The sequence below is a fragment of the Collinsella vaginalis genome (genome assembly GCF_900176655.1).
GTDB classification, from domain to species: domain Bacteria; phylum Actinomycetota; class Coriobacteriia; order Coriobacteriales; family Coriobacteriaceae; genus Collinsella; species Collinsella vaginalis.
The window spans coordinates 85733-102800 of sequence record NZ_LT838843.1 but is presented as its reverse complement, the minus strand read 5'-3'; the positions used below and the strand labels follow the sequence as shown (position 1 = coordinate 102800).

Below are 17068 nucleotides of genomic sequence, written 5' to 3'. Positions count from 1 at the left end.
GAAACGCCGTGTATAGACTCAGATCTGACATTTTCTACTAAGCGAGCCGCAGCGGCTGAATTTCACGCTGCCGCATGCTCAAATCTCGAGCCGTCTAAGGTGCATACTGCCTGAAAAATGGAAGGCCGCCCACGTCACCTACTGCCAACCGTTCGGCATCAGCACCCGAGACCAGCTGCGACCCCGCACGCCGGCACATGCCCGAGCGCTGTGCACCCCCGTGTATCCCATAGCGCAAGGCCGCACCCATACCACGTACTTTTTTACCGCAGATAGGCACTCAAGTAAGAGCCCCAGCGTTCAATCAAGCGTTCGAGCGACCAGGCCGCATTCGCCGGACTTGTCGACGGCAGGATCTGGGCTTTGATCCCGGTTTTCGCCTGAAGATGCCTGGCATACAAACGGCCCGATGTTCCGCCGTTGCAGATCACGGCCTCAATCGGCGCTGCCGTCGTGATGCGCTCCACAGACGCGGGAACGACGTTCTTGATGCTGGCGTCGCTTGAGCCTTTGATATCACAGCTCTCGATCACGTCCCATAATGCGATACCGTGCTCAAGCAGGAGGCGGCGTTTGGCATCATTATTCTCTGGGACGGGAGCATCCAAGCAGGTGGCGATCACACGCCAGAACCGGTTTTGCGGGTTGGCGTAGTAGAAGCCGTCAGCCCGGGATATCACGCTCGGAAACGAGCCGAGCACAAGGATCCGCGACCCCGCGTTGTACAGCGGGTCAAACCCATGCGCGATATGTCGGTAACCTTCGTCCATATTCGTACTGTACCGCATCCGTCCATGGGAAAACGATCTTGCCCCACCTGCTTGCGGGTTCCCGCGTGCCCGCCCACTTACTTGCCCGTGAACTTCCAAAGGAGGTAGACCGTGCCGAAGCAGAGGGCGGCCATCACGAGCAAGGTAAAGATGCACCCTGCCAGGCGAAACCCACCCCGACGCGACTGCGGGACGGGATCGTACGGGTTCGGGTGCGACGAAGCGCCGTTGGACACCAGGGATGGGGAGCCCGCAAAGGGCACCGGCCTGTCGGCGATCGCACCATGCCCCGCCATCGCAGGCGCGACGGTGGGAACCGAGGAAGCGGGGACGACGCGCCATGCGGATGCGCTCTTATTGGCAGCTGGTATATGCTCTAAAATCTTGCTCATGCTCAAGCCCCTTTCGGTCCGTCTCGTTCTCACACTGACATCTTCCCAAGTCAGAGGTGGCGCTGCCATCGATCTGGCTTACAGATGGGTGACGATGCCGTAAGGTTTGGGGCAGCGGGGCAACGGTGAGCTCTTTCAAGATTGACAGGGGTCCTCCGGCGGTAGAAAGACTTCCCCAACACCATCTGACCGGATTGCGAACTTGAGAGCATTCCTTCGCATCCCTTCTTTCGGAGGCAAATTTGACTTAGATTGCACGCGCACCCACCCCTGCCCCACTCGATCAGCTGGAGACTGCGATGACACCCGCCGCCCAGTACCGGTCAATAAAGGGTGTGGACACACCAACCTCCGCAGCTTCCTTCGATAAAATCCCACGTATTGTCCAATGATCGGTTTTTTGATGTTCTAAAAATTTTTTCTCCTTATCGAGAAATCTTTCCATCTGGTGGGTATGAGGGGATCGTCGGGCGCAAAAAGCGCCACCCCACATGAGGAGGTTTCCATGAGCTATCAGGACATCATCAACACCCGCCGCAGCGTGTACGCTTTGAACGACAGCTCCCCATCTCTGAGGATGCGGCTGTTAAGATCATCGAGGACGCCATCGTTGCCAGCCCGTCTGCGTTCAACATGCAGAGCGCCCAGGCCATCATCCTGCTGGGCGATCAGCACAAGGCCCTGTGGAACGATATCGTCACGGGCGAGCTCAAGAAGATCGTCCCTGCGGACGCGTTCGAGCCCACGCAGCAGAAGATGGATATGTTCGCCGCCGCCCATGGCACGGTCCTCTACTTCGAAGACGAGAACATCGTCAAGCAGATGAAGGAGCAGTTCCCGACCTACGCCGCCGCATTTGACGGATTCTCCGCGCACGGCCAGGGCATCGCGCAGGCGAACGCCTGGAACGCGCTGGCCGAGGCAAAGATCGGTGCCAGCCTGCAGCACTACAACCCCGTCATCGACGACGCGGTGCGCGAGCGCTGGAACGTCCCCGCCTCTTGGCGTCTCGTGGCCCAGCTCGTATTTGGCGGCATCGCCGCTCCTGCCGGCCCGCAGGAGCGCAAGCCCGCAAGCGAGCGCATCCGCATCGAGCGCTAACCAACGTCTGAGGCGCGCGCAGTTACCAGTTTGAGCAGGTCAATTACCGTAGCAATACCACGGCGTCCACAGCGCGCGCCATGCGATCGCGAAGGCCCCTCTCCTGCAGCGTAGGAGAGGGGCCTTCGTGAATAGATTTGCTTGTCGTGAAGCTGCAGGGCTCTTAAGGTCCCTCCTCCGCACCGCGGGGGAGGGATTTTCTATATCTGAGCTTGTTTGACTGAGCTTGTTTGGCGTGCGAATACGCGCCGCCCAGCCTGCCTGACGCTACGACAGCGCCGATGCCCAACGGCGCGCAGCAGCGGTGCCATGGACCACGCGTCCGTTCTCCCAGGTGGCCTCAGGTGCAAACGGTTCAAGATCCTGCAGCGTCGCGCCCAGCCCGGAACCGCCCGAGGTCGCCCACAGGATGACACGCTTGCCGGCGAGGTCCGCATCCCGGACCCACGCCGAGATGATCTTCGGCGCGGTGTACCACCAGATGGGAAAGCCGATCAACACCGTGTCATATGCGTTGAGATCACCGGGCGCCTCTCCGAGTTCAGGCAGGTCGGCCCCCTCCGCATGCTCGCGCGAGCTCCTGCTGTTCGCATTGGTCCAATCAAGGTCCGCCGCCGTATAGGCGTGTGCCGGCGCGATCTCCTGCAGGTCGGCGCCGATCTCCTCTGCAATCGCCTGCGCGGCCTCCGCCGTGGTGCCGGTTGCCGAGAAGTACGCAACGAGTGTCGCTCCCATACCATGCCCCTTTCGATGTTGTTCGTACTTACAATTTAAGGAACATTATGTCACTTGTAAAGAGAATAGCCGACAGATTGTAGTCTTATTCACATTCGAAATCAGGCACAGATCCGGGCGCATTGATTTGACATTGCATTTGGATCAGAAGCACTAGATCCTGGTCCAACGGCCCCTTATCTTCGTCCCCATTCGGATGGCGGATATTGAAAACTTCCAGAAGTGCGGCAGTAAAACGAAATCTCGTGAGTATCCCTTGCTTTTCCGCAGCGTTTCCGCAGGATTTCTGCGCGTGAAAACCCGTTTACTTGGCACGCCCTCATTCACTGCCGCACTTCCGGAAGTTTTCATCAGCATGTCTTGAAATCAATACAATATATCTAGGAATCAAGTTAGAATATTCGATTTTTTGATATATCAAACCCATTGAGTCATAGCGCAAGGGAAACCGCGTGGTCAAAGCAACGAGGGAGGGTGCGTGTCGAACGTTGATGTCGGGACTGCGTCTACATTGGTGGCACGTGCGGCCTCCCTCGATCCGCCATGGCGCCAGCCTGGGTGATTGGACGCCCAACATACATAGGATGCAGAAGATTCCCCCTGGTAGCCAACCTAGGGGGCTGGGGCACCGGAAGCACGCGCAGGACGCCCCTCCAACGACCCCAACGGCCCAAACCCCTACAGGCGCTCAGCCATCTCGAGCACCATGCGCTCGGTCTTCTCCCAGCCCAGGCAGGCGTCGGTGATCGACTTGCCAAACACACCGCCGTCCACCGGCTGGCTCCCGTCCTCCAGATAGGACTCGACCATGAACCCGCGCACGAGCCGGGCGATCGCATCGCTCCGATTGCAGGAGTCAACCACCTCGTGGCAGATTCGCTGCTGCTCAAGCGGGCGTTTCCCCGAGTTATCGTGGTTGCAGTCGATGATGGCAGCCGGGTTCGAGAACTCGATCTCCGTGTAGACCGCCGCCAGACGCTCCAGGTTCTCGTAGTGGTAATTGGGGTAGTTCGTGCCATCCGGCCCGATGAACCCGCGCAGCACCGCATGGGCGAGCGGGTTCCCCGTGGTCTCGACCTCCCAGTTCCGGAAGATGAAGGTCTGCTTCGCCTGCGCGGCCAAAATGGAGTTGAGCATCACCGCCATGGAGCCGCCCGTAGGGTTCTTCATGCCAACCGGGCAGGGCGCACCCGAGGCCACGAGCCGGTGCTCCTGGTTCTCAACCGAGCGCGCACCGACGGCGATGTAACTCAGCAGGTCAATCAGGTACTGGTAATTGCTCGGATAAAGCATCTCATCCGCCGTGAACATGCCGGTCTCCTCCACCACGCGCAGATGCATGCGGCGGATTGCCTTGACCCCCTCGAGCAGGTCGGGCGCGGCCTCGGGATTAGGATTGTGCAGCAGGCCCTTGTAGCCGGTGCCCTTGGTGCGCGGCTTGTTGGTGTAGACACGCGGGATCACGATGAAGCGGTCGCGGACCCGCTCGGCGAGAGCGGCGAGGCGCTCCATGTAGGTGAGGACCGAATCCTCGCGGTCCGCCGAGCACGGCCCAATGATGAGCAGGCGCCGGGACGGATCCTCGTCCGTGAGCACCGCGGCAACCTCAGCATCAAAGATCTTCTTGCGGGCGACGGAATCCGCCGAAAGCGGCATCTCCTCGCGAATCTGCTTTGGAATAGGGAGCAGGCGTTTGAATGTCATGGACATGGCGGTCCTCCGGAATATGCGAGGGTTCAATGGCCGCCATTATCACCCGAAGGGAGCGGGCCGAGCAAGCTCACGCGCCCGCGGACGCGCGTTCGTGAATTCCATCCACCATTTCCGCGCCCGCTGTCGGGCCGCATATATATGGGGTATCTTTAATCACCTACCACATCATCATAGATGCCGTGACTCACGCCCTCCGCAGGCCCCTCGCAGAGCCCGCTGACTCCGTCCGCGCGGCGGAGGGAGCATGCACGTGAACGAGGCCGTATACGAACCAGATTCCATCCCACGCAGCGGCGACGGCCAGGAGCGGCGGCGCTGGCTCATCCTGATCAACGTCGTCATCATGACGCTCATGGTCACCATCGACGGCAGCATCGTCGGCGTGGCGCTGCCTGTCATGGCCGATCAGATGGGTGTCGGCATGGGCGATGTCGAGTGGGTGAACACCTCCTACCTGCTTATAACCTGCGCTGCGATCCTCATCTGCGGGCGCTTGGGCGATATCCACGGCAAGGTGCGGATCTTCATGATCGGCGTCGCCGTCTTCACCGCGGGATCGCTCCTCTGCGGCATCTCCCCCTCGCTCCCCGTTCTTGTCGCCGCCCGCGCCCTGCAGGGTCTCGGCGGTGCTGCGGCGTTCTCCAACAACCAGGGCATCATCACCGAAACCTTCCCGAGCAACGAGCGCGGCCACGCACTCGGCTGGATCGCCACCGCCGCCTCGGCAGGCGCGCTTGTGGGGCCGGCGCTCGGAGGCCTCATCCTGTCCGTCACGGACTGGGGCGGGATCTTCCTCGTCAACGTCCCCATCGGCGCGCTCATGTTCCTCATGGGCTTGAAGATCCTGCCGAATCGCCGGCCCAAGCATCCCGGCTCCCTCGACATCCCCGGCAGCATCCTGCTCTTCTGCTCGCTCGTCCTCATCGTCGGCGCCCTGACCGAGCTGCAGCAGTCCTCCACGCCCTTCGTCTGGGCGCAGCTCGGCCTCGGAGGTGTCCTGTTCGCTGCCTTCATCGTCGTCGAACTCCACGTGAGCGACCCGGTCTTCCCCCTCAGCGTCCTCAAGAACCCCGGCCTCATCCTGAATATGCTGACGCTTTTCGCGCTCTTCTTCGTCATCGGCGGCCACAGCATCCTCATGCCGTTCTACCTGCAAGATGCCCGGGCGATGTCACCGGGCACCGCCGCGCTCTACATGACCGTGGCGCCCATCGTGACCGGCATCGTGGGGCCGGTTGCCGGAGCGCTCTCTGATCGCATCGGGTCCTATATCCCCACCTGCATCGGGCTCGGCTTCGTCGTGGTCGGCGAGTTGCTCTTCAACATGTGGTCGGGCACGAGCACGGGCCTGCAGCTCGTCATCTCGCTCATCGTCTACGCAATCGGCAGCGGTCTGTTCAACGCGCCGAACAACTCCCTTGTGATGGGCTCCGCACGTCCCGAGGATCTGGGGCTCATCGGCGGGTTCGCCGCGTTCGCTCGCAACTTCGGCCAGGTGGCCGGTCTCACGTTCTGCACCTCAGCGCTCTACGGCAGCATGAGCGCCGAGCTCGGCTACCAGGTCACCGACTACGTGGAGGATGCGCCCGAGGTCTTCCTTTCCGCCATGTCGTTCGTGTTTTTGGCACTCGCGGCGGTGGTCTTCGCTGGGTTCATCGGGACCCTCGTCCGCTTCGCGCAGATGCGCCGCACCCTCGCCAAGGCGAATGGGGAACTTTCAAGACGCGACAACGCGGACGCATGATGAAGCTGGTCTAAGCGGCCTCGCGCTGTGCCGGCACCGACTAGCGCCCTTTCGCGCGCATCCGCCTAGTGCTGATCGCCAGCGCCGCCAAACGCCTCCCGCGCCCGCTCGAGAAGGGCCTCGCAGGCGCGCGTCCGCAGCTGAAAGGGCTTCCACACGAGATACGCGGGCATATCGAGAGGAACGTCGAGCGGGCGGGCCGTGAGACCGTCCTCCGCTGACACGTCCCCGAGCCCCGCAAGCGATACCGCATAGCCGAGCCCCATCTTGACCAGGCGCGTCGCGTTGTAACTCAGGTTGTAGGTGGCCACCACGTTCAGGGAGCCGCCCTCCGCGCGAGAACGCATGCCGCCGAGGATCCCGCTCTCAGCAGAGCTCCAGGGCGCGATGAGCGGAAGGCCCTCGAGGTCCGCGGGGGTGAACCGTTCCTGCTTCGCCAACGGGTCATCGCTCGGCAGGACCACCACGGCCTGCTCCTGTGAGGGTAGCTCGAGCGAATCAAGCCGATGGCAGGCTCCCAGGCGCAGCACGAGTCCGAAGTCGAGCAGGCCGCGCTCGATGCGCTCGGCCACATCATCCGCGTCTGCCGAGATGATACGGTAGGTCACCTGCGGATGATCGGCCTTGAGATCCCCCATCACCTGCGCTAAGAGCTCCATCGCGCGGGTCTCCGCGCACCCGATGCGGACCTCGCCCGCCACCGCGCCCCGGCTCATCATGATCTCGGACTCCGTCGTGCGCGCCAGGTCCACGATCTCGGCGGCTCGACGGCGCAGCAGCATGCCGTCTGCGGTCAGGGTGACGCCCGCGCGGGAGCGCTCGAACAAGGTGGTGCCGAGGCCCCGTTCCAGATCTATGAGCTGGCGCGAGAGCGTGGGCTGGGAGACGTGCAGCTCCTCCGCCGCGGCCGATATGCTGCCGGCACGTGCCACGGCAAGGAAGTACTCCAGGACACGCAGCTCCATCGCCCCTCCCCTCATCCTATTCAAGGCGTTCCCCGCCACCGGATATCTATTCATATATCGCATAGATACCTATCGATATAAGCATTATACATGGAAGCAAATCCATCCCAGGATGAAGGGGACGAAGGAGGTGGCAGATGTCGGAGCCGCTCGATGCCTATCTTGAACAGGCGGAGTGCCCGCAGCCGTTGCGGAGCAGCCTGGATCGCCTCGCCCGGTCGGGGCGCGCAGCGGAGGCCCTCCCCCAGCTTGCCGCCTTCCGTCTCACCCTCCTTGCCGACCTGCGGGCCGCCGACCAGAGGCTCACCTGCCTCGACCAGGCCATACGGGCCATCCAAGCATCTGCAGGCCGCAAGGGGCACCCCTCCGATCGTTAGGAGTAGACATGGCAGTAAAACAGACCGCCGGACGTACCCAACTGGGCGAGTTCGCCCCCAAATTCGCCGCGCTGAACGATGACGTCCTTTTTGGGGAGGTCTGGAGCCGCGAGGACAAGCTCTCCCTGCGCGATCGCAGCCTTGTGACCGTGACCGCGCTCATGGCGCAGGGGATCACAGACAACTCGATCCGCTTCCACCTCGAGACCGCCCGCAAGAACGGCATCACCCGCACGGAAATCGCCGAGATCATCATTCACGCCGCGTTCTACGCCGGCTGGCCGAAAGCCTGGGCCGTCTTCGCCCTGGCCAAGGAGGTCTGGGCCGATGACGCTGCTTCCGCCGAGGACGAGTTCGCCGCTTTCAAGGCTGCGAGCATCTTCCCCATCGGCGAGCCCAACGACGCCTACGCGCAGTACTTCAGCGGCAGGAGCTGGCTCGCACCGGTGAGCACCGAGCAGGTGCCGGTGTCCAACGTCACCTTTGAGCCCGGCTGCCGCAACGACTGGCATATCCACCACGCGACCTCCGGCGGTGGGCAGCAGCTCATCTGCGTCGCCGGCCGTGGTTGGTATCAGGAGTGGGGCAAGCCGGCCCAGCTCCTCACCCCCGGTGATGTGGTGAACATCCCCGCCGAGGTCAAGCATTGGCACGGGGCGGCAGCGGATAGCTGGTTCAGTCACCTGGCGTTTTCCGTGCCTGGTGAGAACACGAGCAACGAGTGGCTCGAGCCGGTGGATCCGGAGGAGTACGCCAAGCTCGGGTAAGCGGAGCTGGCCTACGCACGTGCGGAAGGACACCCCCCCCCGGCGGCCGAACCACGCGACGTCGCGAAGCCGGTCCGCCCTGAACAGGACAAGCGAGCGCACGGGGGCGACATCGCGAGGTGCCGCCCCTCAACAGGAAAGGACATCTTATGTCGAAACCGTTTGTCTTCTGCCACATGGAGACGTCGCTCGATGGCAAGATCATGGGACCGTGGATGAGTTCGGAGACCGCCGCCGCGAGCGGGGGCTGCTTCTACGAGATTGCCTTCGGTGAAACCCCCCACTACCAACACCAGGGTTGGCTGTCGGGCCGGGTGACCACAGATGACAACTTCACCGACTACCGCACGCCCGAGCTTGATGAGAACGCAGCTCCGGTTCCTGCCGGCGATTTCGTGGCCGACCCGGACGCCGCCATGCACTACGTGAGCATCGACCCCTCGGGTCGCCTCGGTTGGGACAGCGCGACCCTCACGTACCGGACCACCCAGGCGCATGTGGTCGAAGTTCTCTCTGAGCGCGCGAGCAACGCGTACAAGGCCTTCCTGCGCGGGCTCGGCATCTCGTACATTATCTGCGGGGAGACGGAGATTGACTTCTCGCTCATGCTGGAGAAGCTGCGCGGGTTCTTCGGGATCGAGAGTCTGATGCTCGGCGGCGGTGGGGTTTTGAACTGGTCCTTCATCCAGCAGGGTCTCTGCGACGAGCTGAGTATCGTGCTGTGCCCGGCCGCCAATGGCAGCACGACCACACCCGCCCTCTTCGCGCAGAAAGACGACCTCTCCACCATCGACCCCGTCGGCTTCAAGCTCATAGATGTCGAGCGCCTACGCGGCGACGCCCTCTGGCTCAGGTACGCAGTCAAGAACGGTTAAGGCTCGAGAAAACCCGGTTTGGTGTGGGTTTCGGCGTGCGCGAGATTTTTCTCGTCGGTTTGGTGTGGGTTTTGACTGACCCGCCAACTAGATAGGCATCTTGAGCCGATAAATCACCTGGTCAGAGGGTTACAGGATCTCCGTCTACTTTGGAGCACTGAGAAAACCCACACCAAACCGACGAGAATTCCCGCACCATCGGGCAAACCCACACCAAACCGCCTGGAATAAAGCTGTGCAACATAGGACAAAGCCATACGGAATGAGACGAGGTCGCACAGTATAAGGGTTCATCGTGGTTCGGAACAGGCTGCGTACCGCACGTTTGCTCGAGCCGTGCCAGCATCTGCCAGATTACAGCTCTAGACCACTGCCCGAGCGACTTTCAAGCAGTGTGGTACGCCTCCCACGGACAGACCTCGCGGATTTGGTACAGGTTCGGCGGGACACGTGTAAAACCTCCTCAGTTTGGTACAGGTTTTATCGTCGCGGCCATGTACACCAGCGATCGGCAGCACTAAAGGTGCAGGTCGTTGGCTCGACGAAAAGCGGTCTACTTTGGCCTGCGATGAAAACCTGTACCAAACCGAGGAGATCTGAACCGCACGAATCAAAACCTGTACCAAAGCCGCGAGGTTTCACCTGGCAGACCGGGATGCACGGCCGTATGTCCCGGCCACCCTGCCAACATACAGGCCCATCGCCACCTGAAAGGCAGAATGGACAAGCTCCAACGCTCCTGGCCGCGCAGGATGAACCCAACAGAGCTCACCCTGGCAGACCGGGCGGAGCAACGCATCTGGCCGCGCGCGATGAGCGAGCGCTGATGAAAGCCTCTTCGGGCCAAGCGCCGACTCCCCCGGTCACGCGAGCGGCACCCTAGCCCCAAACTTCCTCAGCGACCCGTTTCACCAGCGCGAGCTTTGCCCACTGCTCGTCTTCGGTCAGCTTGTTCCCGATCTCGCAGGAGGCGAACCCGCACTGCGGGGACAGGCAAAGGCGGTCTTTTGGCACATAGGCCGCCGCCTCCTCGATCCGGGCGCGCAACGCCGCCTCGTCCTCCAGCTCAGGGTGTTTGGTCGTCACGAGGCCGAGCACCACCTGCTTGGGTGTGGGCACCTCGGCCAGACAGGCAAACCCGCCGGAGCGCTCATCGTCGAACTCAAGGTAGAACGCGTCGACGTTCTCCTGTGCGAAGAGGTAGGGCGCGATGCGATCATAAGGACCGCTGCTCGCGTAGGTGGAGTGGTAGTTGCCGCGGCACACATGCGTGGTGATCGCGAGGTCGGCCGGCTTCCCCTCAAGCGCAAGGTTGTTGACGCGCAGGTAGCGCTCGGCCTCCTCCTCAAATGAGGCGCCGTCGCCCATCTTGCTTGCCCAGTAGCCCTCATCCACGATCATGCCCCAGGTGCAGTCGTCGAACTGGATGGTCCGGCAGCCGGCGTCGTAGAGGTCGCGGATGACGGTGCGGTATGCGGCGGCGAGGTCCTCGATCAGCTCGTCGTCATCAGGGTAGATGGCGCGGGTCTTGACACCGTTGTTCTCGCGAAACAGCTCGGCCAGGGTCTGGGCGGGCGCCGGGATGGTCTGCTTGGCGACCGTGCTCTCATCCTCAAGCGCCTTCACGAACTGGAAATGCTCCACAAACGGGTGGTTCTCGCCGCTGATCTTGCCGGAGGGCTCGGCGGAACCGTGCGTGGTCTCCTCGCCATGGAAGAAGTATCCGTGATCGAGCTCGATGTGCTCGATCCCGTTGAGCCCCCACATGAAATCGAGGTGCCAGTAGCTGCGGCGGAACTCGCCGTCGGTGATCACGGGGTAACCGGCCGCCTGCTGCTTGGCAACCAGATCCCGGATGCACGCGTCCTCGACCTCCTTGAGGGCCGCATCATCGATGGCGCCGGCGGCGTGGCGGGCGCGGGCGTCGGCAAGCGCCGCAGGGCGCAGGAAGCTGCCGACGTAGTCGTAACGAAACGGCGCGGTGGGTACTGCCATGGAAGGCTCCTCTCAATATAGGGCGCGAGCCCTGTGGTGCTCATGGGAGGTATCCTAGGGCGCACCGCACGCGGACGCTAATACCCGTTGCCGATACGAGGCCATAGAGGGAGACTATAGACGCAGGTCAAGTTGCCTTTATCGCACTCTACCGGATCTGCGTGCCGCCTCTGCGGTGCGCTTGAGCTCCTCGATGTAGAGCGCACCGTAGGTGCCCGGCGTCACCCGCGTATGCGTGATGTAGCCGATCTCCATCGCGTCGTCTAGCTCAAGAGGCACGGCCACGATGTTCGGACCGTACAGGTCGCTGTCGATGATGCCGCTGCTGATGGTGTAGCCATCGAGGCCGACCATCAGGTTGAACAAGGTCGCGCGGTCGCGCACGAGGATGTCCTTCGCACTGGCCCGCGTGCTCGCGAGTTCCTCGGCAAAGTAGAAAGCGTTGTGCTCCCCCTGCTCATAGGACAGGCGCGGGAAGGGTTCGAGGTCGGCCAGGCTCACGCTCGATCGGGTGGCAAGCGGGCTTCCCGTTCCCACGAAGACATGGGGTGTCGCCGTGAAGAGCCGTGTGAAGCGCAGGGCGTTGTCCTCGAGCGTGCGTTCGATCACCGCGCGGTTGAAGTCGTTCAGATAGAGGACGCCCACCTCACTCCTCAAGGCGGCGACGTCCTCGATGATCTCGTAGGTCTGGGTCTCGCGGATACGGAAGTCGTATGCGCGGCCGCCATGCGCCTTGATGAGGGCTACGAACGCCTCGACCGCGAAGGAGTAGTGCTGGCAGGAGACGCAGAACTGATGCCGCACCGGGGCCGTGCCGAGGTAGCGCTCCTCGATGAGGTCGGTCTGCTCGATCACCTGGCGTGCGTACCCCAAGAACTCCTCGCCGTCGGTGGTGACGGCCACACCCGTGCTCGTCCGCCGGAACAGGGTGATCCCGAGCTCGGCCTCAAGCTCGTGCACCGCCGCCGAGAGACTCGGCTGCGAGATGAAGAGCGTCTTCGCGGCGCGGCTGATGGACCCCTCGCGGGCCACGGCGAGCACGTATTTCAACTGGACGAAGGTCATGGGTCTCCTCTCATTCGAACACCCGCGTCGGGACGTGCGGATGCGCCTGCCGGACCGTCCGCGCCCTCATCTGCCAAGGTCGCGGCCGAGCGTGCGATCAAGCGGCACGCCACCGCGGCGGAACCGGATCTGGCTCGTGCTCGCCGATGATGCGCTCCATCCACACCATGTCGTACCACCGGCCGAACTTCGAACCGCACTTCTTGAAGGTCCCCACGAGCCGATACCCCAGATGCTCGTGAAACTCGGCGCTGTTGCGGGTCAGATGCTCGTCGGCAACCTCGGGGACGGCGATACACGCGTACATGTTCTTGATGCCCATCGCGGCGAGCTCTCGCTCGAGTGCCTCATGCAAGGCCCGCCCAATGCCCTCATGCGCATGGCCCTCCGCAACGTAGATCGAGGTCTCGATTGACCAATCGTAGGCGGCGCGGCTGCCGAACGGCCCCGCATAGGCGTAGCCGACCGGACCGTCCGCACCCTCGGCCACCAGGTACGGATAGCGTTTGAGCGTGTCAGCCATGCGCTGCGCGAACTCATCGACCGTGGGCGGCTCGTTCTCGAACGTGATAGCCGTGTGCTCGACATACGGCGCGTAGATTGCCGCCAATGCCGCAGCATCAGAGACGATTGCCTGGCGGATGCTGATGCGCTGCTCCATGGACTCACCCTCTCACCTGTTCGTGCCTGCCGACCTCGCCCACAAGCCCGGTGCGCTGGCCACGGGAGAATCCAGGGTGCGAGGTTGACTCCATGAGGATACGCCTTAGGACGAGCGACCGCTCCAAGGTGGAGGTCAGATGGTGATGGCTCTTCGGCCGGACACGATTCCCTCGCGATTCCCATTGCTCATGTGAACAAGGCCGCAGCCTAGCGAGCCCCTTTCCATGACGGCTGCTTCCACCTGCGCAAACAGGGGCGCCTTCACGGTTTATCGACATACGCGGCCGACTCTACGGCCCGTAGGTAGCCCGTGTGTCCCCCGGCCTGCATAATGGCCACTGCAGCGGGACAGGCAACAGCTGAGCCGAACCGAACGTCCCGCCCCCACCGCATGAACCCGCCCCTACGACCAGAGAAACCAACCGGAAACGGAGCACCCATGAACACCTACCTCACCGCAGAGACCATTCGCGGCCTGCGCGAGCAACGCGGACTCACCCAACGCGCCCTCGCCGAGCGCGTGGGCGTGACCGACAAAGCCGTGTCCAAATGGGAGTCGGGCCGCGGCCTCCCCGATATCAGCCTGGTGGAATCACTCGCCGAGGCCCTCGGCATCTCCGTCGCCGAGCTCTTGACCGGCGATGTGCGCGAGAACGCCAACCGCGCGGGCAACATGACGCGCATGCGCTTCTACGTCTGCCCGATCTGCGGAAACGTCGTCACCGCACTCGGAGAGGGCTCCTTCTCCTGTTGCGGCAGCACGCTGCTTCCCCAAGAGGCCGAGGAGCCCGATGAAGCGCATGCCATCGCGGTCGAATCAGTTGAGGACGACTGGCATATCAGCATCGACCACCCCATGGCCAAGGACCACTTCATCAGCTTCATCGCCTACGTAACGACCGGCGGCATCGAGCTGCACAAGCTCTATCCCGAGCAGCCGGCCGAGGCGCGCATCCGCCGCGGGCAGAGCGGGCAGATCTACGCTTACTGCAACCGCCACGGGCTCTTCCGCATCCCCACGCCAAAGCGGGAGCGCCGGGGCGCACCCGGTGTGCTCCCCCATTACGGCCGGGTTGAGAGCCGCTGACGGAGGTGCTGAGCCGCGGAGAAGCGATCGCGTTCTAGCGGCTCAGCACCTCGTAGCCGTCCTCGGTGACCACGAGCTGCACCTCCCACTGCGCTGAATCTGACCCGTCCTTCGTACGGACCGTCCATCCGTTGGGATCGTTCATATCGATCTCATGGCGCCCGGCGTTCACCATCGGCTCGATCGTGAAGCAGAACCCTGGGACGAGCACCGTGCCCGTACCCGGCTCGCCCACGAACCCCACGAAGGGGTCCTCATGGAACTCGAGCCCGATCCCGTGGCCGCCGAACTCGCGCACCACGGAGAAGCCCGCGACCTCCACATGCTCCTGAACCGCATGCGCCACGTCTCCAAGGTGTCCCCAGGGCCGCACGGCGGCGAGCCCGCGCTCCACCGATTCGCGCGTCACATCAACCAGGCGCTGCCGCTCCGACGTGACCTCACCGACCGTGAACATCCGCGATGAGTCGGAGTAATAGCCATCGAGAATCGTCGAGCAATCCACGTTCACGATGTCCCCTTCGGCGAGCACCTCGTCCTCAGCCGGGATCCCGTGGCAGATCACGCCGTTCACCGAGGTGCAGCAGCTCTTCGGGAATCCCTCGTAGTTGAGGGGCGCCGGGATCGCGCCCTGGGCCACCGTGTACTCGTGCACCCATCGGTCGATATCCGCCGTGGTCACACCGGGTGCGATGCGGGCGGCCACCTCGTCGAGGGCGCCCATGTTCACCGCGGCGCTCCGGCGGATACCCTCGATATCGTCAGGCGTCTTCAGGAGGTCCCGTGGCAGGACCTCCTCTCCCTCCTCCCACAGCCCCTGCAGGCGCTCATCGAATGCGAGATGGCATTTCTTGTATTTCTTGCCGCTTCCGCACCAGCAGGTGTCGTTGCGTCCGAGGTCAGGTCCGTTATCGTACATGCGCTTCATCCTTTCGTTCCCTGCCATTATCCCGCCGCCGTGCGCGCCGCATACCCTGGTCGTGAAAACGCATAACTGCCGCCAGACCCAAGTCACAGGGCGTCTGAACCCCAGCAAAGCGCTTAACGAAACGATTTGGCTTTTTTCGAAAAGAACGTATAGCGAAACGCCGGAATGGAGAAAAAAGAGGAAAGGACGCTGTGGTCCTAACGAACCAGGGAGGTTTGCAATGGTTGACAACGGTGCACTCGATAAGGTAGCTGGCAAGGCCAAGGAGGTCGCTGGCGACGTCACAGGCGATGAGAAGGTCAAGGCTGAGGGCCTCGTCGACCAGCTCGTCGGAAAGGCGAAGGAGGTCGCCTCTGACGCCAAGGAGGCTGCCGAGAACCTGGCCGATAATGCCGGCGACATCAAAGACGCCGCTGCTGAGAAGGTCGGGGATCTTGTTGACGGTGCCAAGGGTGCCGCCAAGGAGGCCGTCGACCGCGTGAAGGACGCTGTCGACGGCGAGTAGACCCCTCTACCGATCTGAGGCAATCACGGGCCGCGTGCAGAGCATGCGGCCTTTTTTGCTTTCGCCGTATGCTGGAATCATCAGCGTTCGGATGACTTCGGTGCATTGGCAAACGGACGCCTTCATATCCTCATCTTATGTAAGGGTGTTTATTAAGTTGGCATCTGTCTCCTTTGGATAGAGATTTCCGTGCTACGTTGAAACCAACGGCCCATCCGCTCTCTATCAACCCTGCGGTGTTCACACCGAAACCATCCCGTTCTATCTCGCCAACGAAGGGGTCCCCCATGGCAAACCGCTATCTGATCGTGGTCGATATGCAGAACGATTTCCTCACCGGATCGCTTGGGACGCCGGAGGCCGCCGCCATCGTCGATGCCGTCGCCGAGCGTGCTGCTACATTTGAGGGAACGGTCGCATTCACCCTCGATACCCACGATACCGACTACGCTGACACGCAGGAGGGCAGGAACCTCCCCGTCCCCCACTGCCTGCGCGGCACCGAGGGCTGGCAGCTCGCCCCGCAGCTCCAGGAGGTTCGTGAGCGCCGCAGAGCCTCGGTCTTCGAGAAGCCGACCTTTGGGTCGACCACCCTTGCCACCTGGCTGGCCGCCGAGCATGTCGCGCATCCCATCGACTCCATCGAGCTCTGCGGCGTCTGCACCGATATCTGCGTGGTCAGCAACGCCCTGCTCATCAAGGCCGCCCTCCCCGAGGTGCCCCTGAGCGTGGACGCGCGGCTCTGTGCCGGTGTGACGCCCGCATCGCATGACGCCGCACTGGCCACCATGGCAAGCTGCCAGGTTGAGGTGCTCGGCCGGTAACTGAGCCCTTTACGCGATTCCCTGCCGGGCCAGGAAGGACAAAGCCAGCCCGAGCCACGGGCGCACAGCCTCCATGAGCTCCCCGTTTCCTGCCTCAACCTGGGGCGCGGCGGTTGAGAGCCCGTGCCCACCCCGATCGAACACATGGAGCTCGTGAACCACGCCCTCCTCGGCCAGGCGACAGGCGAACGGGTAGAGCTGGGCTGCGGGCGCAGTCGCATCATCGGCGGCGGCCCACATGAACACCGGGGGCATCGCGGAGCCCACCTGCGCTGTCGGGCACGCCTCGGTAAGACGCTCATCCGTCGCCTCGCCACCGATCACCATCGAGAGAAAGTCGTTCAACAGGTCGCGCCCGGTCTTTCCCCCGGTCTTCGGAACCCTGAGGTCGATACGCGGATCGCGGGTCTGTATGTCGCGGATGAAGGCGAGGTCGATCACGGGGTAGCAGAGGACCGCCGCATCGGGGCGGATCTGCTCGGGGCGCGCTTGGGCAAGGGCCGCGAAGGGCCCAGTCTTCCATCCCGCGGCGAGGGAGGCCGTAATGAAGCCGCCCGCCGAG

The 17068-nt window shown here is 62.9% G+C and carries 18 protein-coding genes and 1 pseudogene; 9 read left to right on the top strand and 10 right to left on the bottom strand.

Translation table 11 applies throughout. The features are described from left to right. Positions 1-263: 263 nt before the first annotated feature. On the bottom strand, positions 264-770 hold the full coding sequence (locus tag CAP13_RS02220; protein WP_085830709.1) for a DNA-deoxyinosine glycosylase: 507 nt from the start codon (positions 768-770) through the stop codon (positions 264-266). A 77-nt stretch (positions 771-847) separates the two neighbouring features. After that, positions 848-1162, bottom strand: coding sequence for a hypothetical protein (locus tag CAP13_RS02215; protein WP_085830029.1), 315 nt, complete (start codon positions 1160-1162; stop codon positions 848-850). Between the two features lie 561 nt (positions 1163-1723). Between CAP13_RS02215 and CAP13_RS02210 the strand changes: the two are divergent. Beyond that, positions 1724-2263, top strand: a pseudogene (locus tag CAP13_RS02210) (nitroreductase family protein); the annotation flags it as partial. A 267-nt stretch (positions 2264-2530) separates the two neighbouring features. Here CAP13_RS02210 and CAP13_RS02205 read toward each other — a convergent pair. After that, positions 2531-2998 (bottom strand): flavodoxin, encoded by a 468-nt coding sequence (locus CAP13_RS02205; RefSeq protein WP_085830028.1) that lies wholly within the window; start codon positions 2996-2998, stop codon positions 2531-2533. A gap of 196 nt (positions 2999-3194) precedes the next feature. On the opposite strand from CAP13_RS02205, the gene CAP13_RS09825 reads away from it, so the two are divergent. Continuing rightward, entirely contained in the window at positions 3195-3362 is a 168-nt protein-coding gene (locus CAP13_RS09825; RefSeq protein WP_179184891.1) for a hypothetical protein, read from the top strand. A gap of 314 nt (positions 3363-3676) precedes the next feature. Here CAP13_RS09825 and CAP13_RS02200 read toward each other — a convergent pair whose 3' ends face one another. Further along, positions 3677-4708, bottom strand: coding sequence for a 3-deoxy-7-phosphoheptulonate synthase (locus tag CAP13_RS02200; RefSeq protein WP_085830027.1), 1032 nt, complete (start codon positions 4706-4708; stop codon positions 3677-3679). Between the two features lie 247 nt (positions 4709-4955). Between CAP13_RS02200 and CAP13_RS02195 the strand changes: the two genes are divergently transcribed. After that, positions 4956-6455, top strand: coding sequence for an MFS transporter (locus tag CAP13_RS02195; RefSeq protein WP_085830026.1), 1500 nt, complete (start codon positions 4956-4958; stop codon positions 6453-6455). Between the two features lie 65 nt (positions 6456-6520). Here the strand turns inward: CAP13_RS02195 and CAP13_RS02190 are convergent, their stop codons facing one another. Next, positions 6521-7420, bottom strand: a complete 900-nt coding sequence (locus CAP13_RS02190) for a LysR family transcriptional regulator (protein WP_179184890.1) — start codon at positions 7418-7420, stop codon at positions 6521-6523. Positions 7421-7557: 137 nt separating this feature from the next. Here CAP13_RS02190 and CAP13_RS02185 point away from each other — a divergent pair, with 137 nt between their 5' ends. The 3 genes from CAP13_RS02185 to CAP13_RS02175 all read left to right on the top strand — a co-directional run bounded on the left by CAP13_RS02185 (position 7558) and on the right by CAP13_RS02175 (position 9439). Next, a complete protein-coding gene (locus tag CAP13_RS02185) occupies positions 7558-7797 on the top strand; it encodes a hypothetical protein (protein WP_085830024.1) in 240 nt (79 codons plus the stop codon). 8 nt (positions 7798-7805) lie between these two features. Beyond that, on the top strand, positions 7806-8564 hold the full coding sequence (locus tag CAP13_RS02180; RefSeq protein ID WP_085830023.1) for a carboxymuconolactone decarboxylase family protein: 759 nt from the start codon (positions 7806-7808) through the stop codon (positions 8562-8564). Between the two features lie 149 nt (positions 8565-8713). Then, on the top strand, positions 8714-9439 hold the full coding sequence (locus tag CAP13_RS02175; protein WP_085830022.1) for a RibD family protein: 726 nt from the start codon (positions 8714-8716) through the stop codon (positions 9437-9439). A gap of 879 nt (positions 9440-10318) precedes the next feature. On the opposite strand, the gene CAP13_RS02170 is transcribed toward CAP13_RS02175, so the two are convergent. From CAP13_RS02170 to CAP13_RS02160, 3 genes are all read right to left on the bottom strand, one after another. Further along, positions 10319-11434, bottom strand: a complete 1116-nt coding sequence (locus tag CAP13_RS02170) for a 5-methyltetrahydropteroyltriglutamate--homocysteine S-methyltransferase (protein WP_085830021.1) — start codon at positions 11432-11434, stop codon at positions 10319-10321. A 138-nt stretch (positions 11435-11572) separates the two neighbouring features. Beyond that, a complete protein-coding gene (locus CAP13_RS02165) occupies positions 11573-12499 on the bottom strand; it encodes a LysR family transcriptional regulator (RefSeq protein WP_085830020.1) in 927 nt (308 codons plus the stop codon). Positions 12500-12596: 97 nt separating this feature from the next. Beyond that, the gene (locus CAP13_RS02160) at positions 12597-13160 is read right to left on the bottom strand and encodes a GNAT family N-acetyltransferase (protein WP_085830019.1); all 564 of its coding nucleotides are present in this window, start codon (positions 13158-13160) and stop codon (positions 12597-12599) included. Positions 13161-13601: 441 nt separating this feature from the next. Between CAP13_RS02160 and CAP13_RS02155 the strand changes: the two genes are divergently transcribed. Then, on the top strand, positions 13602-14249 hold the full coding sequence (locus CAP13_RS02155) for a helix-turn-helix domain-containing protein (protein WP_085830018.1): 648 nt from the start codon (positions 13602-13604) through the stop codon (positions 14247-14249). Between the two features lie 34 nt (positions 14250-14283). Here the strand turns inward: CAP13_RS02155 and CAP13_RS02150 are convergent, their stop codons facing one another. Further along, positions 14284-15168: a methionyl aminopeptidase gene (locus tag CAP13_RS02150; RefSeq protein WP_085830017.1), complete on the bottom strand. Its 885-nt coding sequence runs from the start codon at positions 15166-15168 to the stop codon at positions 14284-14286. A 229-nt stretch (positions 15169-15397) separates the two neighbouring features. Here CAP13_RS02150 and CAP13_RS02145 point away from each other — a divergent pair, with 229 nt between their 5' ends. After that, the gene (locus CAP13_RS02145) at positions 15398-15682 is read left to right on the top strand and encodes a CsbD family protein (RefSeq protein WP_085830016.1); all 285 of its coding nucleotides are present in this window, start codon (positions 15398-15400) and stop codon (positions 15680-15682) included. Between the two features lie 287 nt (positions 15683-15969). Continuing rightward, positions 15970-16506, top strand: a complete 537-nt coding sequence (locus CAP13_RS02140) for a cysteine hydrolase family protein (RefSeq protein ID WP_085830015.1) — start codon at positions 15970-15972, stop codon at positions 16504-16506. 9 nt (positions 16507-16515) lie between these two features. Here the strand turns inward: CAP13_RS02140 and CAP13_RS02135 are convergent. After that, positions 16516-17068, bottom strand: a 553-nt coding sequence (locus CAP13_RS02135) for an alpha/beta hydrolase family protein (protein WP_179184889.1), incomplete at its 5' end; no start/stop codon positions are given.

Bases quoted from the DNA above. Each gene is read 5' to 3' on its own strand.
- CAP13_RS02220 (WP_085830709.1), bottom strand. From the start codon at position 770: ATGGACGAAGGTTACCGACATATCGCGCATGGGTTTGACCCGCTGTAC.
- CAP13_RS02215 (WP_085830029.1), bottom strand. From the start codon at position 1,162: ATGAGCAAGATTTTAGAGCATATACCAGCTGCCAATAAGAGCGCATCC.
- CAP13_RS02205 (WP_085830028.1), bottom strand. From the start codon at position 2,998: ATGGGAGCGACACTCGTTGCGTACTTCTCGGCAACCGGCACCACGGCG.
- CAP13_RS09825 (WP_179184891.1), top strand. From the start codon at position 3,195: ATGGCGGATATTGAAAACTTCCAGAAGTGCGGCAGTAAAACGAAATCT.
- CAP13_RS02200 (WP_085830027.1), bottom strand. From the start codon at position 4,708: ATGTCCATGACATTCAAACGCCTGCTCCCTATTCCAAAGCAGATTCGC.
- CAP13_RS02195 (WP_085830026.1), top strand. From the start codon at position 4,956: ATGCACGTGAACGAGGCCGTATACGAACCAGATTCCATCCCACGCAGC.
- CAP13_RS02190 (WP_179184890.1), bottom strand. From the start codon at position 7,420: ATGGAGCTGCGTGTCCTGGAGTACTTCCTTGCCGTGGCACGTGCCGGC.
- CAP13_RS02185 (WP_085830024.1), top strand. From the start codon at position 7,558: ATGTCGGAGCCGCTCGATGCCTATCTTGAACAGGCGGAGTGCCCGCAG.
- CAP13_RS02180 (WP_085830023.1), top strand. From the start codon at position 7,806: ATGGCAGTAAAACAGACCGCCGGACGTACCCAACTGGGCGAGTTCGCC.
- CAP13_RS02175 (WP_085830022.1), top strand. From the start codon at position 8,714: ATGTCGAAACCGTTTGTCTTCTGCCACATGGAGACGTCGCTCGATGGC.
- CAP13_RS02170 (WP_085830021.1), bottom strand. From the start codon at position 11,434: ATGGCAGTACCCACCGCGCCGTTTCGTTACGACTACGTCGGCAGCTTC.
- CAP13_RS02165 (WP_085830020.1), bottom strand. From the start codon at position 12,499: ATGACCTTCGTCCAGTTGAAATACGTGCTCGCCGTGGCCCGCGAGGGG.
- CAP13_RS02160 (WP_085830019.1), bottom strand. From the start codon at position 13,160: ATGGAGCAGCGCATCAGCATCCGCCAGGCAATCGTCTCTGATGCTGCG.
- CAP13_RS02155 (WP_085830018.1), top strand. From the start codon at position 13,602: ATGAACACCTACCTCACCGCAGAGACCATTCGCGGCCTGCGCGAGCAA.
- CAP13_RS02150 (WP_085830017.1), bottom strand. From the start codon at position 15,168: ATGTACGATAACGGACCTGACCTCGGACGCAACGACACCTGCTGGTGC.
- CAP13_RS02145 (WP_085830016.1), top strand. From the start codon at position 15,398: ATGGTTGACAACGGTGCACTCGATAAGGTAGCTGGCAAGGCCAAGGAG.
- CAP13_RS02140 (WP_085830015.1), top strand. From the start codon at position 15,970: ATGGCAAACCGCTATCTGATCGTGGTCGATATGCAGAACGATTTCCTC.